At 59.5% G+C, this 23,618-nt stretch carries 23 protein-coding genes; 15 read left to right on the forward strand and 8 right to left on the reverse strand.

The genetic code is table 11. The annotated features are described in order from the left end of the window. Positions 1-280: 280 nt before the first annotated feature. Positions 281-1,426, forward strand: coding sequence for a TonB family protein (locus EDC38_RS07320; protein ID WP_123637941.1), 1,146 nt, complete (start codon positions 281-283; stop codon positions 1,424-1,426). 77 nt (positions 1,427-1,503) lie between these two features. Here EDC38_RS07320 and EDC38_RS07325 read toward each other — a convergent pair whose 3' ends face one another. The 6 genes from EDC38_RS07325 to EDC38_RS07350 form a co-directional block, all read right to left on the reverse strand. After that, on the reverse strand, positions 1,504-3,087 hold the full coding sequence (locus tag EDC38_RS07325) for a peptide chain release factor 3 (RefSeq protein ID WP_123637942.1): 1,584 nt from the start codon (positions 3,085-3,087) through the stop codon (positions 1,504-1,506). A 92-nt stretch (positions 3,088-3,179) separates the two neighbouring features. Beyond that, on the reverse strand, positions 3,180-3,701 hold the full coding sequence (locus tag EDC38_RS07330; RefSeq protein WP_211331049.1) for a response regulator transcription factor: 522 nt from the start codon (positions 3,699-3,701) through the stop codon (positions 3,180-3,182). Further along, complete coding sequence (locus EDC38_RS07335; RefSeq protein ID WP_123637944.1) at positions 3,694-4,920, reverse strand: ATP-binding protein; 1,227 nt, start codon at positions 4,918-4,920, stop codon at positions 3,694-3,696. Before EDC38_RS07335 ends, EDC38_RS07330 begins: the two co-directional genes overlap by 8 nt. Then, positions 4,907-6,304, reverse strand: a complete 1,398-nt coding sequence (locus tag EDC38_RS07340) for an MATE family efflux transporter (RefSeq protein ID WP_123637945.1) — start codon at positions 6,302-6,304, stop codon at positions 4,907-4,909. Before EDC38_RS07340 ends, EDC38_RS07335 begins: the two co-directional genes overlap by 14 nt. Positions 6,305-6,462: 158 nt before the next feature. Next, a complete protein-coding gene (gene rimI / locus EDC38_RS07345; RefSeq protein WP_123637946.1) occupies positions 6,463-6,954 on the reverse strand; it encodes a ribosomal protein S18-alanine N-acetyltransferase in 492 nt (163 codons plus the stop codon). 14 nt (positions 6,955-6,968) lie between these two features. Continuing rightward, a complete protein-coding gene (locus tag EDC38_RS07350) occupies positions 6,969-7,742 on the reverse strand; it encodes a hypothetical protein (protein ID WP_123637947.1) in 774 nt (257 codons plus the stop codon). A 265-nt stretch (positions 7,743-8,007) separates the two neighbouring features. Between EDC38_RS07350 and cysQ the strand changes: the two genes are divergently transcribed. The 5 genes from cysQ (at position 8,008) to EDC38_RS07375 (ending at position 11,039) form a co-directional block, all read left to right on the forward strand. Further along, a complete protein-coding gene (cysQ, locus tag EDC38_RS07355; protein WP_123637948.1) occupies positions 8,008-8,778 on the forward strand; it encodes a 3'(2'),5'-bisphosphate nucleotidase CysQ in 771 nt (256 codons plus the stop codon). 4 nt (positions 8,779-8,782) lie between these two features. Further along, positions 8,783-9,346, forward strand: a complete 564-nt coding sequence (locus tag EDC38_RS16655; RefSeq protein WP_281273513.1) for a sugar O-acetyltransferase — start codon at positions 8,783-8,785, stop codon at positions 9,344-9,346. Positions 9,347-9,574: 228 nt separating this feature from the next. Continuing rightward, positions 9,575-9,964, forward strand: a complete 390-nt coding sequence (locus tag EDC38_RS07365) for a nucleotidyltransferase family protein (protein WP_123637949.1) — start codon at positions 9,575-9,577, stop codon at positions 9,962-9,964. Beyond that, positions 9,954-10,370, forward strand: coding sequence for a type VII toxin-antitoxin system HepT family RNase toxin (hepT, locus tag EDC38_RS07370; RefSeq protein WP_123637950.1), 417 nt, complete (start codon positions 9,954-9,956; stop codon positions 10,368-10,370). The genes EDC38_RS07365 and hepT overlap by 11 nt, the downstream gene beginning before the upstream one ends. A gap of 51 nt (positions 10,371-10,421) precedes the next feature. Then, complete coding sequence (locus tag EDC38_RS07375) at positions 10,422-11,039, forward strand: GNAT family N-acetyltransferase (RefSeq protein WP_123637951.1); 618 nt, start codon at positions 10,422-10,424, stop codon at positions 11,037-11,039. On the opposite strand, the gene EDC38_RS07380 is transcribed toward EDC38_RS07375, so the two are convergent. Then, positions 11,027-12,208, reverse strand: coding sequence for a serine hydrolase domain-containing protein (locus EDC38_RS07380; RefSeq protein WP_123637952.1), 1,182 nt, complete (start codon positions 12,206-12,208; stop codon positions 11,027-11,029). The two genes, EDC38_RS07375 and EDC38_RS07380, sit on opposite strands and share 13 nt — an antisense overlap. A gap of 155 nt (positions 12,209-12,363) precedes the next feature. Continuing rightward, on the reverse strand, positions 12,364-12,858 hold the full coding sequence (locus EDC38_RS16505) for a pilin (RefSeq protein WP_123637953.1): 495 nt from the start codon (positions 12,856-12,858) through the stop codon (positions 12,364-12,366). Positions 12,859-13,314: 456 nt separating this feature from the next. On the opposite strand from EDC38_RS16505, the gene pilB reads away from it, so the two are divergent. From pilB to EDC38_RS07430, 9 genes are all read left to right on the forward strand, one after another. Further along, positions 13,315-15,039 (forward strand): type IV-A pilus assembly ATPase PilB, encoded by a 1,725-nt coding sequence (gene pilB / locus EDC38_RS07390; protein ID WP_123637954.1) that lies wholly within the window; start codon positions 13,315-13,317, stop codon positions 15,037-15,039. 5 nt (positions 15,040-15,044) lie between these two features. Beyond that, positions 15,045-16,319, forward strand: a complete 1,275-nt coding sequence (locus EDC38_RS07395) for a type II secretion system F family protein (RefSeq protein WP_123637955.1) — start codon at positions 15,045-15,047, stop codon at positions 16,317-16,319. Positions 16,320-16,329: 10 nt separating this feature from the next. Further along, a complete protein-coding gene (locus EDC38_RS07400; protein WP_246004429.1) occupies positions 16,330-17,193 on the forward strand; it encodes a prepilin peptidase in 864 nt (287 codons plus the stop codon). 3 nt (positions 17,194-17,196) lie between these two features. Then, a complete protein-coding gene (gene coaE, locus EDC38_RS07405; protein ID WP_123637957.1) occupies positions 17,197-17,787 on the forward strand; it encodes a dephospho-CoA kinase in 591 nt (196 codons plus the stop codon). A 373-nt stretch (positions 17,788-18,160) separates the two neighbouring features. Further along, positions 18,161-20,974 (forward strand): monovalent cation/H+ antiporter subunit A, encoded by a 2,814-nt coding sequence (locus EDC38_RS07410; protein ID WP_123637958.1) that lies wholly within the window; start codon positions 18,161-18,163, stop codon positions 20,972-20,974. Next, positions 20,974-21,321, forward strand: a complete 348-nt coding sequence (locus tag EDC38_RS07415) for a Na+/H+ antiporter subunit C (RefSeq protein WP_123637959.1) — start codon at positions 20,974-20,976, stop codon at positions 21,319-21,321. The genes EDC38_RS07410 and EDC38_RS07415 overlap by 1 nt, the downstream gene beginning before the upstream one ends. After that, positions 21,318-22,835: a monovalent cation/H+ antiporter subunit D gene (locus tag EDC38_RS07420; protein ID WP_123637960.1), complete on the forward strand. Its 1,518-nt coding sequence runs from the start codon at positions 21,318-21,320 to the stop codon at positions 22,833-22,835. Before EDC38_RS07415 ends, EDC38_RS07420 begins: the two co-directional genes overlap by 4 nt. Continuing rightward, complete coding sequence (locus EDC38_RS07425; RefSeq protein WP_123637961.1) at positions 22,832-23,359, forward strand: Na+/H+ antiporter subunit E; 528 nt, start codon at positions 22,832-22,834, stop codon at positions 23,357-23,359. Before EDC38_RS07420 ends, EDC38_RS07425 begins: the two co-directional genes overlap by 4 nt. Beyond that, positions 23,344-23,613 carry a K+/H+ antiporter subunit F gene (locus EDC38_RS07430; RefSeq protein ID WP_024460871.1) on the forward strand — a complete coding sequence of 90 codons (270 nt, stop codon included), beginning with the start codon at positions 23,344-23,346 and terminating at the stop codon, positions 23,611-23,613. The genes EDC38_RS07425 and EDC38_RS07430 overlap by 16 nt, the downstream gene beginning before the upstream one ends. The last annotated feature ends 5 nt before the right edge of the window (positions 23,614-23,618 follow it).

Here is a 23,618-nt window from a genome sequence, read left to right on the forward strand (position 1 = left end):
AGTATATTGTTTATTATTCCCCCCCGGCCGGCTCCACCGCCCACAGGGGTTGCTCCGCATCATAGCCTTGTCCATTGACGTCTGACAACCGGCGCTGCTCCGTGTTGAGAAATCTGCACGGTTATGACACAAAGGAATAGACCTGCCCCATTTTCGCCCAAATTCGTCCGACCCACCGTGCCCATCGAATCAACATTTTATTGTATGATAGCTGTCTGATGCCCGACGAAGTGCGGAATTACGGGACGCACATAATAATGATGTGAATTGGGATTCGCTTATGTTCAAAGCCTCAGTAATGTCTGTCTTGCTCTCGTTTGCCTTGTACCTCGCCCCCTCGGCAATGGCGGCGTCAAGCCTGAACGGCCTGGCGTCTCATCAGGAACTGGGCAATGAAATGTTCATTGGTGCACTCTATCTTGAGTCCAGAACTGATAGCGCCGACACGGCACTCAACAGCCCTGGCGCCAAGCGTATGGAGCTGCGTATCACGGCCGACAACGGCATCCCGTCCCGACGCTTCAGCCGGATGTGGATTGAAGGGGTCTCCATCAATAATAGCGGCAGTGCCCTCACGGCGCAGGCCGACAACATGGTGGCCTTCTCCAATCTGTTCCGGGGGCGTTTGCGTCGAAACGATGTTGTCACCATTGAGCTCAACCCCGGCACTGGCGTTGCAGTGGGCTTGAATGGCGTTGAGCTCGGCGTGATTGAGGATGAGCCCTTCTTCAACCTGCTGGCCCGCGCCTGGGTGGGCAATGTCCCCCTGTCATCGACCTTCCGGGACAACCTGCTCTCTCCGAGCGAGATCCCCGGTGACCTGCGTTCGCGCTTTGAAGCCATCGAGCCTTCAGCCGCACGGATTGAAACCGTGGCCCAGTGGAACCAGCCGGAGCCGGAACCTGAGCCAGCGCCCGAGCCGGAATCCAGTGCGCCGCCGGTCGCCGCGACCGCCCCGCTGGTGACTGCTCTGGACATGCCGAAGGCGTCTCTGGAGCCAGAGCCGGAGCCCGAACCAGCGCCAGAACCCGAGCCTCAGCCAGAACCGGAGCCCGAGCCTGAACCCGAACCGGCGGTAGTTGCCGAAGAAGAGGAAGAGGATGACGAGCCTCTACTGACCGCCGAGTCTCTGCGGGCGCAACAGCTGTATTTCTCCAACCTGATGCGCAGCATCCTGCAAAACACCAGCTACCCTCGACGCGCCCTTCAGCGCGGACAGGAAGGGGAGATTCGCGTGGCAGTGGTAATCGATCGCGCGGGCGCCATCCAGAGCATGAATATGCTGGAAGAGTCGGAACACTCCCTGCTCAACCGGGAGGCCGAGCGGGCCATCCGGGAAGCAGCACCCTTCCCGGACGTGCCCGAGGTCATTCGCGGAGACGTGTACGAGTTCTCGGTACCCTTTACCTTCGTGGTCCCGGAATAGCAGCGCCGAAACCGTTGTACCGATACGAAAACGGCGCCTTAAGGCGCCGTTTTCGTAATCAGAACATGATCCGTTGATCAGTGCTCCCGTGTCGCCCGCAGATTCACCTCGGGGTAACGTTCCTCGGTCAGGGACAGGTTGACCCGGGTTGGCGCCAGATAGGTGAGGTAGCCACCCCCATCCAGGGCGAGATTGTCCGCACACTTGCGCTTGAACTCCTCGAGCTTTTTCGGATCTTCACACTCCGCCCAGCGCGCGGTCGCCACATTGACCGGCTCGTAGATGGCCTCAACCTTGTATTCGTCTTTCAGCCGGTAGGCCACCACCTCGAACTGCAGCACCCCAACGGCGCCGACCACGATATCGTTGTTATTGAGCGGGAAAAACACCTGGGTAGACCCCTCTTCCGCCAACTGCTGCAAGCCCTTCTGCAACTGCTTGGTTTTGAGCGGATCTTTCAGGCGGATGCGACGGAACAGTTCCGGGGCAAAGTGCGGGATGCCGGTAAACTTCAGCGGTTCACCCTCCGTGAAGGTATCGCCAATCTGAATCGTACCGTGGTTGTGAAGCCCGATGATATCGCCAGCAATGGCCTCATCCACCGCACTGCGGTCGCCGGCCATGAAGGTCACCGCATCGGCAATCTTCACATCCTTACCCAGGCGCACATGACGCATCTTCATGCCCTGGCGGTAGGTGCCCGAGCAGATGCGCATAAACGCAATACGGTCCCGGTGTTTCGGGTCCATGTTCGCCTGAATCTTGAACACAAAGCCTGACAGTTTTTCTTCGTTGGGCTGTACTTCCCGATCATGGGTCATGCGAGGCATGGGCTTGGGCGCCCAGTCCACAAAGTGATCCAGCATTTCGCGAACACCAAAGTTGCCCAGGGCCGTACCGAAAAACACCGGCGTCATACGTCCCGCCAGGTATTCCTCGACATCAAAGGGCGAGGTCGCGCCGCGCACAAACTCGATCTGCTCGCGAATATCCTCGGCATCATCACCCAGCAGCTCACTGGCTTCGGCGCTGTCCAGCCCCTGAATCTGAGTGTCAGCGGGAATGGTGTGTCCCTGACCTTTCTCGTACACGTGAATAGTGTCCGTGTACAGGTTATAAACGCCCTTGAAATCAACCCCCATACCCAGCGGCCAGTTGACCGGAGCGGCGGTGATGTTCAGAACCGACTCGATTTCATCCAACAGGTCAACCGGATCCCGGGCTTCCCGGTCCAGCTTGTTCACGAAAGACAGAATCGGGGTATCGCGCAACCGGCAGACATCCATCAGTTTGATGGTTCGGTCTTCCACACCCTTGGCCCCGTCCAGCACCATCAGCACCGAGTCCACGGCGGTGAGGGTGCGGTAGGTGTCTTCCGAGAAATCTTCGTGCCCGGGGGTATCGAGCAGGTTGACGATGCGCTCCTTGTAGGGGAACTGCATCACCGAGGAGGTCACGGAAATACCGCGCTCCTGCTCCATGGTCATCCAGTCCGACTTGGCATGGGGCCCACGCTTACCTTTGACCGAGCCGGCCTGCTGGATCGCGCTTCCGAACAGCAGCAGCTTTTCAGTGATGGTGGTTTTACCGGCGTCCGGGTGGGAAATGATGGCAAAAGTGCGCCGGCGCTGGATTTTCTCGGCAAAGCTGCCAGATGACATAGTCAATCGACCTCGGAGTTGCGCAAAAAACGCGCATCATACCGGAATTCCGGACGCCTGGCAGCCGTGTATCGCGGCCGACCGATGCCCGGCTAGAAAGGCGAGTGCTTTTTCAGCTTGCGCTGCAGAGTGCGCCGGTGCATACCCAGGGCCCGGGCGGTGGAGGAAATATTGCCATCGTGCTCCAGCAGCACCCGCTGCAGATGCTCCCATTCCAGCTCGGCGGGGGTGACGTGACGGCCTGCAAGCGGCGCGGTTTGTGCCACGTCGGAGCCTCTGAGCACCTTGAGGAGCTGGGTCAGGTCCACCGGCTTGGCCAAGTAGTTGGTGGCACCGCGCTTCATCGCTTCCACAGTGGTGGCGATGCTTGCGTAACCGGTGAGCACCACCAATTCACGGGGCTGAAAGCGCTGCTTGAGTTCCGCAATCAGGTCCAGCCCGGACCGCTCGCCCAACATCAGGTCGAGCAGAATCGCATCCAGGGGCTCGGGATCAAAGGCGAGCGCGTCCGCCGCATCGGCGCAGGCGCTGACCTCAAAGCCCTCGCGACCCAGGCGGCGAGTCATCAGGTCGCGAAACAGCGCATCATCGTCGATCAGCAACAGCCTAGTCACCTTCAAAACACTCCTGAATGGGCAATTCCAACCGGGTTCGAGTGCTGCGATCGTCACCGGACCAGTACACCCGCCCGCCAAACCGCTCCAGCGTGGCGTAGCTGACCAGCGCGCCCAAGCCAAACCCGTCATCGCTGGGCAGACATTCGGCCCCCAGACGCGCCCGCTGCTCCGGTGTCAGAGGCCGGCCGGTGTTATCGATGTCGAGTCGCCACAGACCTTCAGAACAGTAACCACTCACCCGCACCGAGCCGCCCGCATCCAGGGCATTGTTGAGCAGGCTCAGGATGGCCGGCATCAGCGTGCGATCGGCCCGCACACAATAACCGGCCAGCCCTTCCATCTCGCCCCACTCCACCGGCTCTCCGGGACGCGTAATGCTCAACAGCTGACGGACCGACTGAATCAGTTGGTCCAGTGGCAACGCTTGCACGCGTCGCGCGCGGACATCCTCGGCAATCAGTCGCCAATCAGCCAACAACCCCTGAATACGCGCAAGCTGCTGGCGGATCAATTGGCGTTCGGTCTCCGTCACTTGACGGTCGGCGGGCGCCAGAGCGAGCTCCACTTCCTCCAACAACAAGCCGATCGACTGCACCGGTGTGGCCATTTCGTGGGTCAACTGGGCGGCGGCGGTTCCCACCGCCAGGAGTTGCTCATCGCGCAACTGGGTTTCCCGCAGCCGCTGCAGATCCAGATCCCGCTGATGCAGTTGCCGGCGAAGATAGAGTAAAGTCAAAGCCAGCAACAGGGCCGCGATCACAAAACCCGCCACCATGGCCTGAAAGTGGCCGCCCATGGCGCCTTGCCCCAGGTGCGTACCGGACACCGCCATCAGTTGTACCAGCTGACCCGCAATACTCGCGATCAACAGCAGAGCTGCCCACGGCCAGGGCAACAACAGGAAGGCCAACACCAGAGGAATCAACAGCAACGCGGCGAAGGGGTTGGTAGCACCGCCGGTGAGCCAGACCACCCCATTCCAGAGCGCAATATCGCATAACAGATGGAGACTGAGCCGCCGATGTTCAGCACGCGGCCACGGCGAGTAAGCGACGAGCTGCACCGCCAGGGCAAAGCACCACAAGCCCAGCCAGCCATCCACCGTCAGCGCGGCCCCGGACAGGACGTCTTGACCCATGGGCACCAGCAGCACGGCAATCAGCAGCCAGCGCACCCACTGAAGGTACTGCTCCGGGCTGCGCTCAGCGGGGGTCATGGCCCGCCTCCACCGGCGTCAATGCGCGCTCACCGCCCTCGGACCGAACCTGCTGGACGTAGCGGCGCAGCCACTCCCAGGCCCAGAGGCCGACCAGACAGTTGGCCAGCGCCGTGGCCATAAAGATGCCTTCCAGCCCCCAGATCCACTGGCCCAGCAGCGCCAGCGGCAAAAACACGTAGGCTACCCGACCAGCGGACAGCGCCATTGCCGGCATCGGACGCCCCAGGCCGTTAAAGGCGGCATTGACCGACATCACTATGCCGTAAGCGCCGTAACTGAAAGGCACCACGGCCAGATAGAAAGCCGCCACCCGCAACACTTCTTCATGCTCACTGAACAGGCTCGCCAGCAACCCGCCAAAAAGCCACAGAAAGACCGCGAGCAGCAGACCAAAGCCCAGGCAGAAGAGCGACAGCACCTTCACCGCTTCATTCAACCGATGGTGTTGCCCGGCCCCGAAATTCTGCCCGAAAAACGGGCCGATAACGCCGGACAGCGCATAAAACACGATCAGCATCAGCGGCTCGATACGCATGGCCACGCCCAGCCCGGCCACCGCGTCGGTCCCGTAGCGGGCGACCATGACCGTCACCACCGCACTGGCCAGCGGGACAATCACGTTGGTGGCCATGGCGGGAACACCGACATGCACAATGGTTTTCCAGGAGCGCATAAGCGCCTGCCAGGCCACCCAGGGGTAGGTCAGCAGCCGAACCCGCACGGCGAGAATGTAAAAGGCCACCAGAAAGGTCAGCAGACGGGTAATCAAGGTAGCCAGCGCCGCGCCCTGAAGCTCCAGGGCCGGAAAGCCCCACAGCCCAAAAATCAGCAGCGGGTCCAGCGCGGCATTGAACAGCGCCGCCGCGCTCATCAGGTATCCCTGGATATGGCTCATCCCCAGAGCGCGCAGGGCCGACAGGCAGACCATGGGCACCATCAGAAAGGGCGCGCTGATAAACCAGATGGACATGTAGTCGCGAATCAGGGGCAACAGATCGGGCGTGGCGCCCAGGAGGCTGAACAGCGGGTCCATCAACAGCCAGCCGAGCAGGCACATGCTGGCCGATACCAGAAAGGTCAGGCTGATCGCATCGGTGGCCAGGCGGCGGGCGTAACTGGCGTCCCCTTCACCGATGGCGCGGGAGATGGCCGACGAGGAGCCCGCTCCCAGGCCGATGCCCAGGCTGGTAATGATCATCACGATCGGGAAGGTAAAGCTCATCGCCGCCAGTGGCTGGTTGCCCAACTGCGCCACGTAGAAGGTATCCACCACATTGAATGACATGGTGGCCAGCAACCCCCAGACCATGGGAATGGCCAGGGTCCGCAGCTGGCCGGCCACGGGACCTTCGGTGAGCGTTGCAGTAAGCGGTCGTGACATAAACCCCACGGCGGCAGGCGGATTCAAAGCGGGACAGTATACCCGAATGACAAGGACGGGCGGCACTGAAGGTACCCGTAGGGCGGATCGGTCCGACGCATCGGAGGGCAAAGCCCGCATCCGCCGTCACCCAAACGACGCCTACATACGTCAAACGCCTACAACTGCCGCGCCAAAATCAACGCATCCTCCCGCCCCCGGGCAGTAGGATAATAATTCGGCCGCTGCCCCAGCTCGAAAAACTGCTCCCGCTCATAAAACGCGATTGCCGAGTGATTGGACACCCGCACCTCAAGAAACACCATACTGGCAAAGGGCTTGACCTGTGCCAGCATCAGATCCAACAGCGCCTGCCCCACGCCCTGGCGCTGTCGATTCGGCGCGACCGCAATATTGAGCAGCTCGGCATCCCCCGCGGCCCAGGTCACCACCACAAAGCCCACCAACTGCCCCCGATGCTCGGCGAGCCAGCAGTGATGACGACCGGTCAGGCAGTCGTCATAACTGGAGCGTCGCCAGGGGTGGCTCTGAACCTGCTTCTCCAGCGCCATGACGACCTCGATATCGGCGGACGCCAAAGGTCGAAAAGTCAGCTCAAGACCGGTGGCCGTGGTTACCCTGGAGGGCGAGGGATGGGGAGTCAGCGTCATGGAGGTCAAGGGGATCAGCTCGCGGGCACGTCCATTGGCAACCAGGGCTGCACTGCCGCCCAGAGCGGCCTTTTCAGGTCCGGGTTACGCAGTATTTCCAGCAGACTGGGCGCGACCAGCGTTGGCATGTCGAACGGCGAGAGGGGCAGCGACTGCCAGAGAACCTCATCGTATGGCTTGTCTTCCGGCAACAGGAAGCGCGCGGCCGACTCCCCCATCAGCAACAGATGGCGCACCGGCCGGTTGGTCAGCTCGGTTTCCAGCCAGGTACTCAGCTCCGCCCGGGCATCATCGGCGCTCAGACGCACCGCCTTATGGTTGACCAGCGGCCAGGGCAACACCTCTTCGCTGACCCGCTGCGCATCGTGGGGCGCCAGCGCCTGCAGCAGATTGCGCAGCAACCGGTCCGTGGGCATGGCCGCGCGGGGCTGGCGGGCATCCACCACCAAAATTGGCAGGGGCGAGCGCCAGATACTGAGGGTAAAGGGCTCGATGCGCTCGGCGGGCGGCTCCGCCGCGGCCACCCTCTCCGGCTCCGGCGGCGCTTCCCGCCGCGTCGGTTTGGCCGGTTCGCGCATATCATTCAGGAAATCCGCCACCGGACGCGGTGTCTCAGCGGGCGCCCGCTCAGTTGCAGGCTCCCGAGCCACCGCAGGCGCCGCCGACGGCGGCTCAACCACAGGGAGCTCGCAGGCGGTGGGCATTGGCGCATAAGGCATCAGCCAGCGCGGAACATACTGCTCCATGCCCAGGGCGTCCAGATAAGCCTGTCGCTGATATTCATTCATAAAAAAGGTCACAGTGCCCAACCAGATCAATCCACCATTCTAGCAAACATCACCCACAATGTCGGGCTGGTTACGGCGGATGCGCTTCGCTTATCCGCCCTACGCAAACCACGGCGGATCGCGTAGGGCGGATAAGGGCGAAGCCCGCATCCGCCGTAAACCAACGTGCCCCCCAAAAACCACCCCTACTCGGCCCCCACCCCACTTTTCGGTATACTCCACCCACACGTTCGGCACCCACTCTCTCAAGGAGCTTTACCCAAAGATGCCAACCATCCCCTATTCCGACATCATCCAGGCCGCCCAAGCCGCCGGCGACGCCATCATGACCGTCTACCAGAAGGACTTCGAGGTCTATCAAAAGAACGATGACAGCCCCCTCACCGAAGCGGACCTGGCGGCCCACCGCGTCATCGTCGACGCCCTGCAGCGCCTGACACCAGACCTGCCCATTCTGTCCGAAGAAAGCGAAAATGCCCCTTGGGACGAACGCAAAACCTGGGACCGCTATTGGCTGGTGGACCCCCTGGACGGCACCAAGGAATTCGTGAAGAAAAACGACGAATTCACCGTCAACATTGCCCTGATCGAGCACGGCGAACCCACCTGGGGCGTGGTGGACGCGCCGGCACTGGGCTGTACCTACCACGGCGGAACCGCGACTCAAGGCGCCTGGAAATCCGTGAACGGACAGGACACACCAATCACCGTCAGTAAAGCACCCGAAAGCAACGCCGGCTGGCGCATCGTGGGCAGCCGCTCGCACCAGAGCGACGCCTTCAAGGCCTTTCTTGACGACTTCGACGCCCCGGAAATCAAAAGCATGGGCAGCTCCCTGAAAATCTGCCTGATCGCCGAGGGCGAGGCCGACCTCTACCCCCGCCTGGGACCCACCAGCGAGTGGGACACCGGCGCCGCCCACGCGGTACTGCTCGGCGCTGGCGGACAGCTGAACGTCGCCGAAAGCGGCGAACCGCTGCGCTACAACCAGGAAGAGTCGGTACTGAACCCCTTCTTCATTGCCCGAGGCGCCTGATGCTGTGAGCGATCACCAAACCGAGCGGGAGAAAATGCTGACGGGGGCGCTGTACGACCCCATGGATGCCGAACTCTGCGCCGCCCGTCGCCGGGCGCGTCTGCTGTTCGAAAGCCTCAATGCCAGCCGGGATAACGAAGTGAGAAAGCGTCGCCAGCTACTGCGCGAGCTGATTCCCGACGGCGGCGATACCGTCTGGATGCAGCCGCCCTTCTATTGCGACTACGGCGACAACATCCACCTGGGTGAAAAGGTGTTCTTCAACTTCAACTGCGTGGTGCTCGACGTGGCGGATGTCTACATCGGCGCCCGCACCCTGTTCGGCCCCGCCGCCCAGGTGTACACCGCCACCCACCCAATGAATGCCCAAGAGCGCGCCTCGGGGCTGGAGTCCGGCAAACCGATCACCATCGGCGAAGACGTCTGGATCGGTGGCGGCGCCATCATCTGCCCCGGCGTCACCATCGGTGACCGCTCCGTCATCGGCGCCGGCTCCGTGGTCACCAAAGACATCCCCGCCGACCACGTCGCCGCTGGCAACCCCGCCCGCATCATCCGCCCAATCTAAAACTCAGCTCCCCATAAGGTCCGCGTAGGGCGGATCGGTCCGACGTTTCGGAGCGAAGCGCATCCGCCGTAACTGCACGAAACGCTGCCCCACCCACTGCGATAACAAAACCCCAACCAAGACGAACGCAAGCCGCGCTAATAACGCACGATATCCACCCAACTTGCCGCCCGCCACTCCGCCCCGTAGAATCAAACCATAACCTCATGAACCAGACCCGCAACGGCTATGACAAACAATGACCTTGATCGCTTGAGCGCCCACCTAGCTAACCGTTTCCCGGAGCTGGAAATTTGTGCGCTTATCGGCAGCCGGGCCAGAGGAGACGCCCACCCCGACAGCGACTGGGATTTTGCCATCCAGTGGGTCAAAGCGCCGAACGATACATGGAGCACGCTCACCCAAACGGAAACATTACGACTGGATCTCGCCAACTGGCTGTCAGTCCCGGCAGAAGCCATCGATCTGGTGGAGCTACCGACGGCGGGACTGGCCATGAGAGCGGCGGTTGCTGAAGAAGGGCTCCCGCTGATAACCCGGCTTCCCTGGTTTCATTTTTTAAGCCGAACCTGGCGCGATCTGGAAGAACACTACTGGAACGATGTCTATGCAGCTTGATCTGTATTTACAGGAAACGGCCCGACTCGCAGAGCGGCAAGGACGTCTATTAAACCAGGCCGCTCAGCGTGTCCGTTCAGGAGAGACTCTGACAGAGCTGGAACAGAATGGTGTGCTCCACGCCATTCAAGTGCTTACCGAAAACGCGATAGGTAAGGCCAAGCATCTCTTGAAAACCAAAGGGCATCAAGTCCCCGTATCCGCCTATGATGCGTTCCGGGCCTTATCGGAGGCAGAGGTTATTTCCAAAGAGGACCTGACAAGCTGGAATGCCATCGTGGGTCTGAGAAACCGCATCGTGCACGATTACCTGAATATCGACTTTCACATCATTGAAACATTGCTCGTTGAGAGTCACCACCAGATCATTGTGGATTTCCTCACCCGCAAAGAAGAGATTCGCTAATCGCGCGCGGCTCTTCACCGGCCTGAGACATAGCACCCTGGACAACTATCCATGCACACAATCCGACCGCTACGTCTCTCCGACAATGACCAAGTAACCAACATCTGTGGCCGCACCGGCTTTAACGGTGGAGAAACACGTGAACTAATTCGCGAAGACGGGATAATCGCCAATTACTTTGCCTTACCCTATCTCGCCTACCCCGAGGCGCTGGCCTTGGGCATTGACACGCCATCGGGGCTTGGCGGTTACATTCTCGGCGTGCCGTCCACTGACGCTTTTAACCAATGGATGAACCGGCATTGGCTCACCAACGTTCGAAACCGCTACCCGGTCACCCTGGAACCGCAGAGCGACTTCGAACAGTTCCTGCTGGACTGTATTCATCGTGACTGCATTTTCCCAGACTTCTGCGCGGGCTACCCCGGCCACCTACATATTGACTTGCTGCCTGCTCTCCAAGGTCAAGGCTGGGGAAGAGCGCTGATGGATAGGTTCCTGCAGGAGCTGCGCGAACAGGGCTGCCCCGGCGTGCATCTGGCGGTGAGCACCAACAACCCCGGCGCGATTCAGTTTTATCTTGCGCTCGGGTTCACTGTTATTCAGGAGGAACCTGGCACAATGTTTATGGGGAGGAGAACAAAACGCACGAAAAACTACTCGTGTTGATTCAGCAATAACTTCACAACCTCACCCGCCATTCGATCTCTGTATTTTGCCTCAAGAGGTGCGCCCGGCGCCGTCCATACCAGCACTTCGCCGCGAGAACTGATCGCAACCAGAGAGCTGGCTCCTGGCAAATAACCTTGCTGTACTCCGACCTTGATGCCATTGTCACCCTCGTGAATGACAAATGTATTTGAGTAACAACGATCAAGGCCCTTTTCGCGGCACTGCTGCAAATTGGCCGCATTGAGCACATCCGGGTTATCACGGTATAAATGCCAAACCAGTCGAGCGAACTCTTCTGGCTTACCCATCAACCCCGCCGCAGGTGCGATGGCATGGAAGTCCAGCCAAGACACGTAGGACTCATCAAAACGATAATCGTTGGAGAAGTCATAAGCCGGTTCTGTCGGCAAAAACTCTCCCTGAATGAACTGCAAAGACGGATATTGAGACAAATAATTTTGCTCGATATATTTCTGGTACTCAACGCCTGAAACACGAGAAATCACTTCTCCGAGAAGACAGTAAGCCACATTACTGTACAAGTGGTTGGTGCCAGGCTCGCCGGCAAGGCGAATGGTTTCCATTGCCGCAAGGTTATCGGGGCACCACGGTGACTCACCTTGCTTGATCATGTTGTCCGAGCCGAACGGGCCACCGAGACCTGAAGAATGATTGAGTAAGTGCCTGAGGGTAATTCTAAGGACTCTCTCGTCCTGCACCTTCTCCAGGCTTAACTCAGGAAAGTAGGAAACAACCGGTGTGTTGAGGCTAATTGAAAGAGATTCCGCGACTTCCAGCATCGCGACCCCTGTCAAAACTTTGGTCATACTGGCAAACCGGAAAATCTCCGCATTCGGAGCGACTCCCGTATTGACTCCGCAACGCCCCACATGTCCCTTACTGTCGATGAACACAAGCTGGCCGTCCAGCGAGAAAAAAGGAAGGGAAATTTGCCTGAGCAGATCATCCAGACCGGTCGGCACTGCAGCACGGCACTCAACATCGAATCCTGCTCGGAACGCGTTGGCAAAATATGGCAGCTTTTTAACATATAGAGGATAGACAACGTAGACGTGAATCAGCGCAGCGAACACGGCTATTAGGACGCCATACCCAAGGAAACGCAACAGCATGGTTTTCAGCCAGCAAGAAGCTAACACTTTCACGTTTAACTAGACCTCGGCATAAGAGAACTGGGGCAAAGTCAAAACTTTGGCTTTACTCGAATACTTGGCGCATCGACCGAAGAGTCAGGAGCCAAAATAAAAGAGGGCGCCTAAGGGCGCCCTCTTTGGTACTAACGGCTGTCAAGTGCGACCACTTATCCCGCAGCAGGTTCCTCTGCAGCTCCACCGAGATCAGTAGTGCAGCCAGCTGGACGGTAGCGAGTATCTACGTTAGTGGAGCAAGTCCAAACACCAGCATCACTACGAGCCCACTGGAGTTGATCGCCATCAAGAGCAGCTGCCGCATTGCCCCCGAAAGTAGCATCAATCAGAGCAGTATTATCAGCAGCAGTAATCGTAATAGACAGACCTGGATCCTGAACCGCAACTTGTCCAAGAAGGTTGCTGTTGGTCCAGCCAACATTACACTCTGCCGGCCCTGGATCACCGGTTACAACGGTAGTGCGGCCTTGCAGCATACAATTTTCAATAGCTGTGCGCAGAGCGCCAGTCTCGCTCATAACACGAGAAACCTGAGAGCCAGAGATATAGTTCTGGTACTGCGGAATGGCTACTGCAGCCAGAATACCGATAATCGCAACAACGATCATCAGTTCGATCAATGTAAAACCTTTTTGCATCTGTTTCATGGTGTGTATCTCCGTTGGTGGAAAAAGTTACAGACAGGGGTGAGGTAGCATAAGCCGTGCCAAACCGTCCAAGCCCACCACCTGAGCCATGACCGACACCTCAATCAACCCAACGCCATCTAAAACAATGATTTTAGCGACAAATCTGGACGCGGCCCGCCGGCTAGTGACATTTTTCGTCACACCGGCCGGTCGGGCGAAGCTTTTCCCGGCTAAACAGTCAGACAGAGCCACCCCTCGATTCTCAATATTGTGAACCACATCACATTCTGTCTCAGGGCTGGGGATTGGGTGTAAAAACACCAAGAACGATTCCTGCGCTAGAATTGTAGATATCCCATGGACTTATCGTATACAGTTAAGATTCTGCTTTGACTTTCACGCCACCGGCCGGCCTCTATCAGCCGTGGTACATTGTCAGCAAACAGAATAAAAGCTCTTGGAAATCAGGCATTTATGAATACCTCTGCACCCGCTCTCAGCGGCCTGGCACGCCGGTTGGTCCACGATGGCCTACTGGATTCCGATTTGGCGAGCCAGGCTCAGGCCCAGGCGGCACGCGATCGCGTGCCTTTTGTGCAGCATGTGGTCACCCATCAGATTCTCGATGCTTCCACCGTCGCCCGGGTGGCCGCTGATGAGTTCGGTACCCCGGTATTCGACCTCGACAGTCTGTCCACCACCGCCATCCCCACAAAGCTGGTGGACCAGAAGCTGATCCAGAAGCACCATACTCTGCCCCTGATGAAGCGGGGCAATCGGCTCTTCCTGGCGGTGGCCGACCCGACCAATCTGCACGCGCTGGACGAGATCAAGTTCAACACCGGCCTGAACACAGACCCGATTCTGGTGGAGGCGGACAAGCTGGCTGCCGCCATTGAGCGCTATGTAAACGCTCAGGAAGAGTCCATCGGGGATACTCTGGGCGGGCTCGACGACGATGCACTTGATGGTCTTGAGACTGAGGGTGGCGAGCCAGAGGCGCCGAAGGATGAGGGGAAAGAAGAAGACGAGGCCCCGATTGTCCGTTTTATCAACAAGATTCTGTTGGACGCCATCAAAGGCGGTGCGTCAGACATTCATTTCGAGCCCTATGAAAAGGCCTATCGGGTGCGGTTTCGCACCGACGGCATCCTGCAGGAGGTGGCCAAGCCGCCAATAAACCTGGCGACCCGCCTGGCAGCGCGCCTGAAGGTAATGTCCCAGATGGACATTTCCGAGCGCCGGGTGCCGCAGGATGGCCGGATCAAGATGAAGATTTCCAAGAGCCGGGCAATCGACTTCCGGGTGAACACTCTGCCTACCCTGTTTGGAGAGAAGGTCGTGCTGCGGATTCTTGATCCCAGCTCCGCCAAAATGGGTATTGATGCACTCGGTTACGAGGATTATCAGAAGCAGCTTTATATGGACGCTCTGGAGCAGCCGCAGGGCATGATTCTGGTGACCGGTCCCACGGGGTCCGGTAAAACGGTGTCTCTCTATACCGGCCTGAATATCCTCAATACCAGTGAACGCAATATTTCCACCGCCGAGGACCCCGTGGAAATCAATCTGGAGGGGATCAACCAGGTTCAGGTGAATACCCGGGTGGGGCTGACCTTTGCGGAGTCCCTGCGCTCCTTCCTGCGTCAGGACCCGGACGTGGTGATGGTGGGGGAAATCCGGGACCTGGAGACGGCGGAAATCGCCATCAAGGCCGCTCAGACGGGCCACCTGGTGCTTTCCACTCTGCACACCAACAGCGCCCCGGAAACGCTGACCCGCCTGCTCAATATGGGCGTACCGGCCTTTAACGTGGCCACGAGCGTGAGCCTGATTATCGCTCAGCGCCTGGCCCGTCGACTGTGTAAAAGCTGCAAGAAGCCCGCAACGGATATTCCGGATGCCGTACTGAGTGAAGAAGGCTTCGATGAGATCGGAATTCCCCGCAGCGAACTGGAGCTATATCATCCGGTGGGCTGCGCACAGTGTACCAATGGTTATAAGGGTCGTGTCGGGGTCTATGAAGTGGTTCGCATCACACCGACCATCGCCAGCCTTATAATGGAGGGAGGCAACTCCCTGCAAATTGCCAAAGCCGCCAAAGAGGCGGGCTTTAATAACCTGCGGATTTCAGCCCTACGCAAAGCGGCCCAAGGGTTGACCAGCCTTGAAGAAGCCAACCGAGTCACCAAGGATTAACGCTTATGGCCACCACCGCCCAAGCCCAAAAAGCCGCGCCCACCGCGACCCGCAAAAAGCCGGTTGCGAAAGGCTCCACGTCGGCAACCTACACCTATAAAGGCCTGGACAAAAAAGGCAATAAAATTGAGGGTGAGCTGGAAGGTGTCAGCCCAGCTCTGGTCAAGGCTCAGTTATTGAAGCAGGGCATCCGCGCCAATCAGGTGCGCAAAAAGCCGAAGCCCCTGTTTGGGGGCGGCGGCAAGAAAATCAAACCGAGCGATATCGCGGTCTTTTCACGGCAGATGGCCACCATGATGAAAGCCGGGGTGCCGCTGGTGCAGTCTTTCGAGATTGTCGCTGACGGGCTGGACAACCCAAGCCTGCGTAAACTGGTCATGCAGATTCGAGAGGATGTCGCAGCCGGTGGCGGTTTTGCGGCGGCGCTTCGCAAGCATCCTAAGTATTTTGACGATCTCTTTTGCAACCTGGTGGAAGCAGGCGAGCAATCCGGTGCGCTTGAAACCATGCTGGATCGGATTGCAACCTATAAGGAAAAGACGGAAGCGTTAAAAGCGAAAATCAAAAAAGCGATGACTTACCCTATCGCGGTAGTTGTGGTCGCAATGATCGTTACGGCCGTGCTGTTGATCAAGGTGGTACCCGCGTTCGCCGAGACATTCACCAGCTTTGGCGCCGAACTGCCAGCCTTCACCCTCTTCGTTATGGGGTTATCCGACCTCATGATTGCCTATTGGTTGTATGTGCTATTGGGAATAATTGGGGTGTTCGCCCTTTTCAAAGAGGGCAAAAAACGGTCAAAAGGCTTCGCGTATGCCGTAGACAAATACGTTCTGAAAATACCAATCGTCGGCCAGATTTTGTACCTCTCGGTGATGGCCCGTTTCGCTCGGACACTATCGACCACCTTCGCCGCCGGTGTGCCGCTAATCGATGCCCTTACCTCGGTTGCGGGGGCTGCTGGTAACCGGATTTACAGCGACGCCATCTATAAAATTCGCGAAGAGGTCTCAACCGGTATTCAACTCAACACCGCGATTCGGGCTCAAAAGCTGTTCCCCAGCCTGCTTATTCAGATGGCCGCTATTGGTGAAGAATCCGGCGCTCTGGATGAGATGCTGGAGAAAGTTGCGGTCTACTACGAAAATGAAGTCGACAACATGGTCGACAGCCTGACCTCCCTTCTGGAGCCCATTATCATGTCCGTGCTCGGCGTTCTGGTCGGCGGCCTGTTGATCGCCATGTACCTGCCAATCTTCCAGATGGGGTCGGTTATTTAACGTGTCCTCCATATCCGAAGTTTTCGTTCTCTACCCCTCAGTGGCGCTCATCAGCGCCACTGTTTTAGGTCTGCTGGTTGGCAGCTTCCTCAATGTGGTGATCTATCGTCTGCCCAAAATGCTCCAGTCGGAGTGGCGGTCGCAGTGCTGCGAGCTGCTGGAACAGGCACCGCCGGAGCCGCAGACAACGTTCAACCTGATCACCCCCAACTCCACCTGCCCCCACTGCGGGCATGGGATCAAGCCCTGGGAGAACGTCCCGGTGATCAGTTACCTGGTGCTGCGGGGCAAGTGCTCGGCCTGCAAAGGCCGGATTTCCGCCCGCTACCCGATCATTGAGTTGGTGACGGGCCTGTTGAGCCTGTTTGTGATTCACCAGTTTGGCGTGACCGGCGTCGGCCTGGCGGCACTGGTGTTTACCTGGTCGCTGATTGCGCTCACGATGATCGATATCGATACCCAACTGCTGCCCGATGTCATCACGCTGCCGCTGCTCTGGCTCGGACTGATCGTCAATCATCTGGGGGGCTTTGTACCGCTGGAGGACGCCCTCTGGGGCGCGGTGGCGGGCTACCTGTCGCTCTGGTCGATTTACTGGCTGTTCAAGCTGCTGACCGGCAAGGAAGGCATGGGTTACGGCGATTTCAAACTGCTCGGCGCGCTGGGCGCCTGGCTCGGCTGGCAGATGCTGCCCCTGGTGGTACTACTGTCTTCCCTGGTGGGCGCGGTGATCGGCATCGGCATGATGCTGATCCTGGGCCGGGACAAAAACATCCCCATTCCCTTCGGCCCCTACCTGGCCATTGCGGGCTGGATTGCCTTTATCTGGGGCGACAGTCTGCTCCAACAGTACCTTCAGTTCGCGGCTCCCTGAATCATGGCGGAGCGGGTTATCGGCGTTACCGGAGGCATCGGCAGCGGCAAGTCTTCCGTCATGCGGGCCTTCCAGGCAAAAGGCATTGAGGCCGTGGATGCGGACGATATGGCGCGGGTGGTGGTCGAACCCGGCCAGCCCGCGCTGAATGCCATTGCCGAACACTTCGGCCCGGATATTCTGACGCCCGAGGGCACCCTGAACCGCCCATCCCTGCGCACCATCATCTTTTCCGATCCCGACGCGAAAACCTGGCTTGAGGCTTTGCTGCACCCTCTGATCAACCGCGAGTTGCGCTCGCGGCTTGCTGCGGCGCAAGGCCCCTACGCACTGCTGGTGTCTCCCCTGCTGTTTGAGACCGGGCAGGACAAGCTGGTCGACCGGATTCTGGTGGTGGATGTGCCGGAGTCCGTCCAGCTCGCGCGAGCCAGTGCCCGGGACGGTGCGGACCCGGAGCAGATTCGGCGGATCATGGCCAGTCAGATGTCCCGGGAGGAGCGGTTACGCCGGGCGGATGATGTGTTGGATAACAGTGGGGATTTGGCGGATTTGGAGCGGCAGGTTGGGGAGTTGCATGGGAAGTATAGGGTGTAAGGTGGGGAGCGGCGGATGCGCTCCGCTCCGATACGTCGGACCGATCCGCCCTACGCGGCTACTCGGCCCACTGTCGGTTGGTTAACATAGGTTAAGAGGCCTCTGCAATACTGGTACTGGGCCCCCTTAACAGTGTATAAAAGCATTTGCCGGTTTCTGGTACGACGTCCACAACGACCTAAGACACGGGAATGACCGCGATGCCGCACCACCATGAGCCCCAAGGCTTCACTTTGAAACGCCGCCCCTTCTTTACCGACCCACCCGCGTCGCTGTAACCCCGTCTGTTCTTACCCACAACGAATCTCAAGGTATCCCCGGTTATACTTGTCCGGGCGGAGATGAATAATACCCACAAGGTGTGAGAGACCTTATGACACTGCTATTGATTGTATTCCTGCCGCTCCTGGGCGCGCTGGTCCCCCTCGCCACGGAGCGCTTCGGGCGCAACCTGTGCGCCTGGTCGGCGGCGCTGGCGCCTTTGATCTCCCTGGGGCTGTTGCTTTACCTGACGCCAGCGGTGCTGGCCGGCGAGACCTTTCGTTTCCATCAGGCGTGGCTACCCGGGCTGGGATTGGACCTGAGCCTTCGCCTGGACGGCCTGGGGCTGATGTTCGCCTTGCTGATCACCGGGATCGGCCTGCTAGTCATGCTGTACGCCCGTTACTACCTGTCTTCACGGGACTCTCTGGGCAAGCTCTACGCCCTGCTGCAGATATTCATGCTGGCGATGCTCGGCATTGTGCTGTCGGACAACATCCTTCTGATGTTGGTGTTCTGGGAGCTCACCAGCCTGAGCTCGTTCCTTCTGATCGGCTATTGGTCCCACCAGTCCGAGGCCCGTAAAGGGGCGCGGATGGCGCTGGCGATTACCGGGGCGGGCGGCCTCTGCCTGCTCGCGGGTGCACTGCTGCTGGGACACATTGTCGGCAGCTTTAATCTGACCGAGATTCTCGCCGCCGGGGATCAGATCCGCGCCCACGCGCTCTACCCGATCACCCTGATTCTGGTTCTGCTGGGCGCCTTTACCAAGTCCGCCCAGTTCCCGTTCCATTTCTGGCTGCCGCACGCCATGTCCGCCCCCACCCCCGTGTCGGCTTATCTGCACTCGGCCACCATGGTCAAGGCCGGGGTGTTTCTGCTTGCCCGGATGTACCCGGCACTGGCGGGCACCGAGCTGTGGTTCTTTATTGTCAGCTTCGTGGGCCTTGCCACGCTGGTGTACGCCGCCTATACGGCCCTGTTCAAACACGACCTGAAAGGCCTGCTGGCCTACTCCACCATCAGCCACCTGGGCTTGATTACCCTGCTGTTCGGCTTCAGTACCGAGCTGGCGGCGGCGGCAGCGGTGTTTCACATCATCAACCACGCCACCTTCAAGGCGTCGCTGTTCATGGCAGCCGGGATCATCGATCACGAAACCGGCACCCGGGATATGCGCAAGATCAATGGCCTGTGGAAGTACATGCCGCATACCGCGCTACTGGCCATGGTCGCGTCCGCCGCCATGGCCGGCGTACCGCTCCTGAACGGCTTCCTGAGCAAGGAGATGTTCTTTGCCGAGAGCCTGCACCTGGAGTATCTCGGTCAGTTCTGGTGGATCATGCCGATGCTGGCCACTCTCGGGGCCCTGTTTTCAGTGGCGTATTCCTGGCGCTTTATCCACGATGTCTTTTTCAATGGCGAGCCTCAGGATCTACCCAAGTATCCGCCCCACGAGCCGCCCCGCTACATGAAAGTACCGGTGGAGATTCTGGTGGTGCTCTGTCTGGTGCTGGGCATTTTGCCCCACTACACCATTGAGCCCTTTATCCACGCGGCTGCCACGGCGGTTCTCGGGCACGAGATGCCGGAGTACCACATTGCGCTCTGGCACGGGTTCAACCTGCCGTTGTTGATGAGCGCCATCGCCCTGGCCGGCGGCATTCTCCTCTACACCCAACGCAAAGGGCTGTTTGCGTTTTACGAGCGCAAGTTCCGCAAGGACGAGAAGCTGGTGTTCGAGCATCGGGTACAACGCAGCGTCCTTGCCGCCCAATGGGTTACCGACCGGCTTGAGAACGGCTCGCTCCAGCGCTATCTGGCGCTGTTCTTCGGTTCAGCCCTGGTCGTGGGCGCCGCGGGGCTCTGGCCTCTGGCCGAGTGGACCGGTTCCGCTTCGCTGACCCCGATGGACCCTGTAAGCCTGGTCGCCACCGCCTTGCTGGTGATCGCGGCGTTCGGCACGGTACTGATTCATCACAACCGATTTGCGGCCCTGCTGATGCTGAGCGTGGTGGGCCTGATCGTATCGCTGACCTTCATCCGGTTTTCCGCCCCGGACCTGGCGCTGACCCAGCTGTCGGTTGAAGTGGTCACCATCGTTCTGCTGATGCTCGCGCTCTACTTCCTGCCCCAGATGACACCCAACGAGTCACCACCCAAACGCGTGGTTCGGGATATTGCCATTGCCGGCAGCGCCGGGGTGGGCATTGGCGCCCTGTGCTGGGCGGTGCTGACCCGGCCGTTCACCCCCATTTCCAACTACTTCCTGGAAAACAGCGTCAGTGGTGGCGGTGGCACCAACGTAGTCAACGTGATTCTGGTCGACTTCCGCGGTTTCGATACCCTCGGAGAGATCACCGTGCTGGCTCTGGCGGCCGTTGGTATCTATGCGATGCTGCACGGCCTGAAGCTGCCACTGCCTCAGGCTGACGGCGATGGTCGTCGCTGGGCCCGTGAGCCGCATCCGCCGATTCTGTCGGTGATGACCCGCATCCTGCTCCCGCTTGCCATCATGGTGTCCCTGTACATCTTCCTGCGCGGTCACAATATGCCCGGCGGCGGGTTCATTGCCGGGTTGGTCACCAGTGTGGCGCTGATCCTTCAATATATTTCCACCGGTACCGAGTGGATGCAGCAGCGCCTGCGCTGGAATTACCGGAAAGTGGCCGCCACCGGCGTGTTGATCGCCACGCTCACCGGGCTGGCAAGCTGGTTGTTCGGTTATCCGTTCCTGACCTCGACCTTCACGCATGTGCATTGGCCCTTTGTGGGCGACTTTGAGCTCGCCTCCGCCATGGCCTTCGATGTCGGCGTCTATGTCACGGTCGTGGGTGCCACCATGCTGATTCTGGCGCACTTGGGCAAGCTGGCGCAGACCACCCACGAAGCCCCGGCCACCAATGAACAAGGGGAGAAGATTTAATGGAGCTGTTGATTTCAATCATGATCGCGGTGATGACCGCCTGCGGCGTGTACCTGATGCTGCGCGGCCGGACCTTTCCGGTCATTGTCGGGCTGACCCTGTTTACCTATGCGGTCAACTTGTTCATTTTTGTGATGGGACGTTTGACCTCCGGCGCACCGCCGGTGATCGGCACCAGCGATCACTACGCCGACCCACTGCCTCAGGCTCTGGTGCTGACCGCCATTGTGATCAGTTTTGCCATGACCGCCTTTGTCCTGGTGCTCGCCCTGCGGGCACGGGCAGAACTTGGCAATGATCATGTCGACGGTACGCTGAGCGACGCGTCGCAGGAGGACCGGGCATGAGTCACCTGATTGCACTGCCGGTGCTTTTGCCACTGATCACCGGGGTCCTCCTGCTGCTACTGGCCGGCAAAGGCTTTGTGCTGACCCGCACAGTCAGCCTGATCAGCGCAGGCCTGCTGGTCGTCGTTTCCCTGTTGCTGTTCTATACCGCCAGCAGTGGCGTCATTCAAGTCTATGCCATGGGGGACTGGGCGCCGCCGTTTGGCATCGTTCTGGTTCTGGATCGGCTCAGTGCCTTCATGGTGTTGGTGACCAGTGTGCTGGCGTTTTTTGCCATCTGGTACGCGGCGAGCACCATGGACCACCCGGCCTACAACCTGAACGGCCTGCTGCACCTGCTGCTGCTTGGCGTCAATGGCGCCTTTCTCACAGGCGACCTGTTCAACCTGTTTGTCTGTTTTGAGGTGTTGCTGCTCGCCTCCTACGCACTGCTGGTGCAGGGCGGAGGCCAGGAGCGGGCGCGAGCCGGTCTGCACTATGTGGTTTTGAACCTGGCAGGGTCCAGCCTGTTCCTGATTGCCGTGGCCACCCTGTACGGGATTACCGGCACCCTGAACATGGCGGATATGGCCGCCAAGGTGGCCAACCTGCCCGCCCAGGACGCGCCGATTGTGGCTGCTGCGGGCCTGCTGTTTATGGTGGTATTTGGGCTCAAGGCCGCTATGGTGCCTTTGTACTTCTGGTTGCCCCGGGCCTATAGTGCGGCCAGTGCTCCGGTTGCGGCCATGTTCGCCATCATGACCAAAATCGGGGTCTACTCCATCGCCCGGGTCTACACATTGATCTTTGGCGATCACGCCGGCGAACTGGCCAACCTGATCCAACCCTGGCTGTGGCCACTAGCCCTGGTCACCCTCGCGCTGGGGGTTATTGGTGTACTGGCCGCCCGCAACCTGCGTATGCAGGTGTCCTACCTGGTGATCATCTCGGTGGGTACCCTGCTCGCCGGTCTGGCCCTGAACACCGCAGAGGCGCTGAGTGCGACCTTTTACTATCTGGCCCACTCCACCTGGGTGTGCGGGGCACTGTATCTGATTGTCGACCTGATCCGCCGCCAGCGTCAGGACGGTAGCGACGCCATCCATACCGGCCCCGCCCTGCCCCAGAGCACAACCTTGGGGCTGATGTTTTTTGTGGCTGCCCTGAGTGTGGCCGGCATGCCGCCTTTGAGTGGCTTTGTCGGCAAGGTACTGCTGTTGCAATCGGCCGGTACCGGCTATGCCGCCATCTGGCTGTGGGGGCTGGTGCTGCTTGGCGGACTTGCCTCCATTACCGCCCTGAGTCGCAGTGGCAGTACTTTTTTCTGGCGTACCACGGAAGTAGTGGCCAATACCCAGAAAGCCTCTCTGCTGCCGCTGGCCGCTGCGCTGGGCCTGCTGGCAACGACACCGGCGCTGGCGCTGTGGGGCGAGCCGATCATCGCCTACACCGACGCCTTGGCCGAGCAGTTATTGAACCCGGGTCAGTACATCGACAGCGTACTGCGCCACACCACTGTAGGGGGTAACCCATGAACACCCTGACCAATACCCGACGCCGGCGCCGGCGGCTTTTACCGCACCCGGTACTCAGTCTGTTCATGCTGTTTCTGTGGTTTCTTCTGGCCAATGACGTCAGCGGTGGCCACTTGGTTCTGGGCGGCCTGCTCGCCTGGTTCATCCCCTTTGTCACCCAGTCCTTCTGGCCCCAGGAAATGACCCTGAGCCGCCCGGGTGTGGCATTCAAGTTTGTGGCAGTGGTGCTCTGGGATATCGTGGTTGCCAACTGGACCGTAGCACGCCTGATCCTGGGCTCCCCCAAGTCCCTCAAACCGGCCTTCATGACCCTGGAGCTGGACCTGGAACAGGACTTTGCGATCACCATTCTGGCGAGCACCATCTCCCTGACTCCGGGGACCGTGTCCGCCGATTTAAGCGCCGATGGCAAGCGGTTGATCATCCACACGCTTCACGTGAATGATCCGGCCGAAGCTGTGGCTACCATCAAACAGCGTTATGAAGCGCCGCTTAAGGAGATTTTCGAATGCTCGACATCGTAATCCAGATCAGCCTGGTGATGATGAGCCTGGCACTGGTGCTGAACCTGTGGCGCCTGGCGGTAGGTCCGTCGCTGCCGGATCGGATCCTCGCGCTGGACACCATGTATATCAATTCCATCGCTCTGCTGGTGCTGTATGGGCTCTCGAAGGAGTCCATGCTGTACTTCGAGGCGGCGCTGCTGATTGCCGTCATGGGCTTTGTCGGCACCGTAGCCCTGTCCAAGTACCTGTTGCGCGGCGACATCATCGAATAGGAGCA

Source organism: Marinimicrobium koreense (assembly GCF_003762925.1).
Classification (GTDB): Bacteria; Pseudomonadota; Gammaproteobacteria; order Pseudomonadales; family Cellvibrionaceae; genus Marinimicrobium; species Marinimicrobium koreense.

Bases quoted from the DNA above. Each gene is read 5' to 3' on its own strand.
- EDC38_RS07395 (WP_123637955.1), top strand. From the start codon at position 15,045: ATGGCCACCACCGCCCAAGCCCAAAAAGCCGCGCCCACCGCGACCCGC.
- EDC38_RS07415 (WP_123637959.1), top strand. From the start codon at position 20,974: ATGGAGCTGTTGATTTCAATCATGATCGCGGTGATGACCGCCTGCGGC.
- EDC38_RS16505 (WP_123637953.1), bottom strand. From the start codon at position 12,858: ATGAAACAGATGCAAAAAGGTTTTACATTGATCGAACTGATGATCGTT.
- hepT (WP_123637950.1), top strand. From the start codon at position 9,954: ATGCAGCTTGATCTGTATTTACAGGAAACGGCCCGACTCGCAGAGCGG.
- EDC38_RS07320 (WP_123637941.1), top strand. From the start codon at position 281: ATGTTCAAAGCCTCAGTAATGTCTGTCTTGCTCTCGTTTGCCTTGTAC.
- EDC38_RS07335 (WP_123637944.1), bottom strand. From the start codon at position 4,920: ATGACCCCCGCTGAGCGCAGCCCGGAGCAGTACCTTCAGTGGGTGCGC.
- EDC38_RS07430 (WP_024460871.1), top strand. From the start codon at position 23,344: ATGCTCGACATCGTAATCCAGATCAGCCTGGTGATGATGAGCCTGGCA.
- cysQ (WP_123637948.1), top strand. From the start codon at position 8,008: ATGCCAACCATCCCCTATTCCGACATCATCCAGGCCGCCCAAGCCGCC.
- EDC38_RS07340 (WP_123637945.1), bottom strand. From the start codon at position 6,304: ATGTCACGACCGCTTACTGCAACGCTCACCGAAGGTCCCGTGGCCGGC.
- EDC38_RS07375 (WP_123637951.1), top strand. From the start codon at position 10,422: ATGCACACAATCCGACCGCTACGTCTCTCCGACAATGACCAAGTAACC.
- EDC38_RS07325 (WP_123637942.1), bottom strand. From the start codon at position 3,087: ATGTCATCTGGCAGCTTTGCCGAGAAAATCCAGCGCCGGCGCACTTTT.
- rimI (WP_123637946.1), bottom strand. From the start codon at position 6,954: ATGACGCTGACTCCCCATCCCTCGCCCTCCAGGGTAACCACGGCCACC.
- EDC38_RS07425 (WP_123637961.1), top strand. From the start codon at position 22,832: ATGAACACCCTGACCAATACCCGACGCCGGCGCCGGCGGCTTTTACCG.
- EDC38_RS07365 (WP_123637949.1), top strand. From the start codon at position 9,575: ATGACAAACAATGACCTTGATCGCTTGAGCGCCCACCTAGCTAACCGT.
- EDC38_RS07350 (WP_123637947.1), bottom strand. From the start codon at position 7,742: ATGAATGAATATCAGCGACAGGCTTATCTGGACGCCCTGGGCATGGAG.
- EDC38_RS07420 (WP_123637960.1), top strand. From the start codon at position 21,318: ATGAGTCACCTGATTGCACTGCCGGTGCTTTTGCCACTGATCACCGGG.
- coaE (WP_123637957.1), top strand. From the start codon at position 17,197: ATGGCGGAGCGGGTTATCGGCGTTACCGGAGGCATCGGCAGCGGCAAG.
- EDC38_RS07410 (WP_123637958.1), top strand. From the start codon at position 18,161: ATGACACTGCTATTGATTGTATTCCTGCCGCTCCTGGGCGCGCTGGTC.
- pilB (WP_123637954.1), top strand. From the start codon at position 13,315: ATGAATACCTCTGCACCCGCTCTCAGCGGCCTGGCACGCCGGTTGGTC.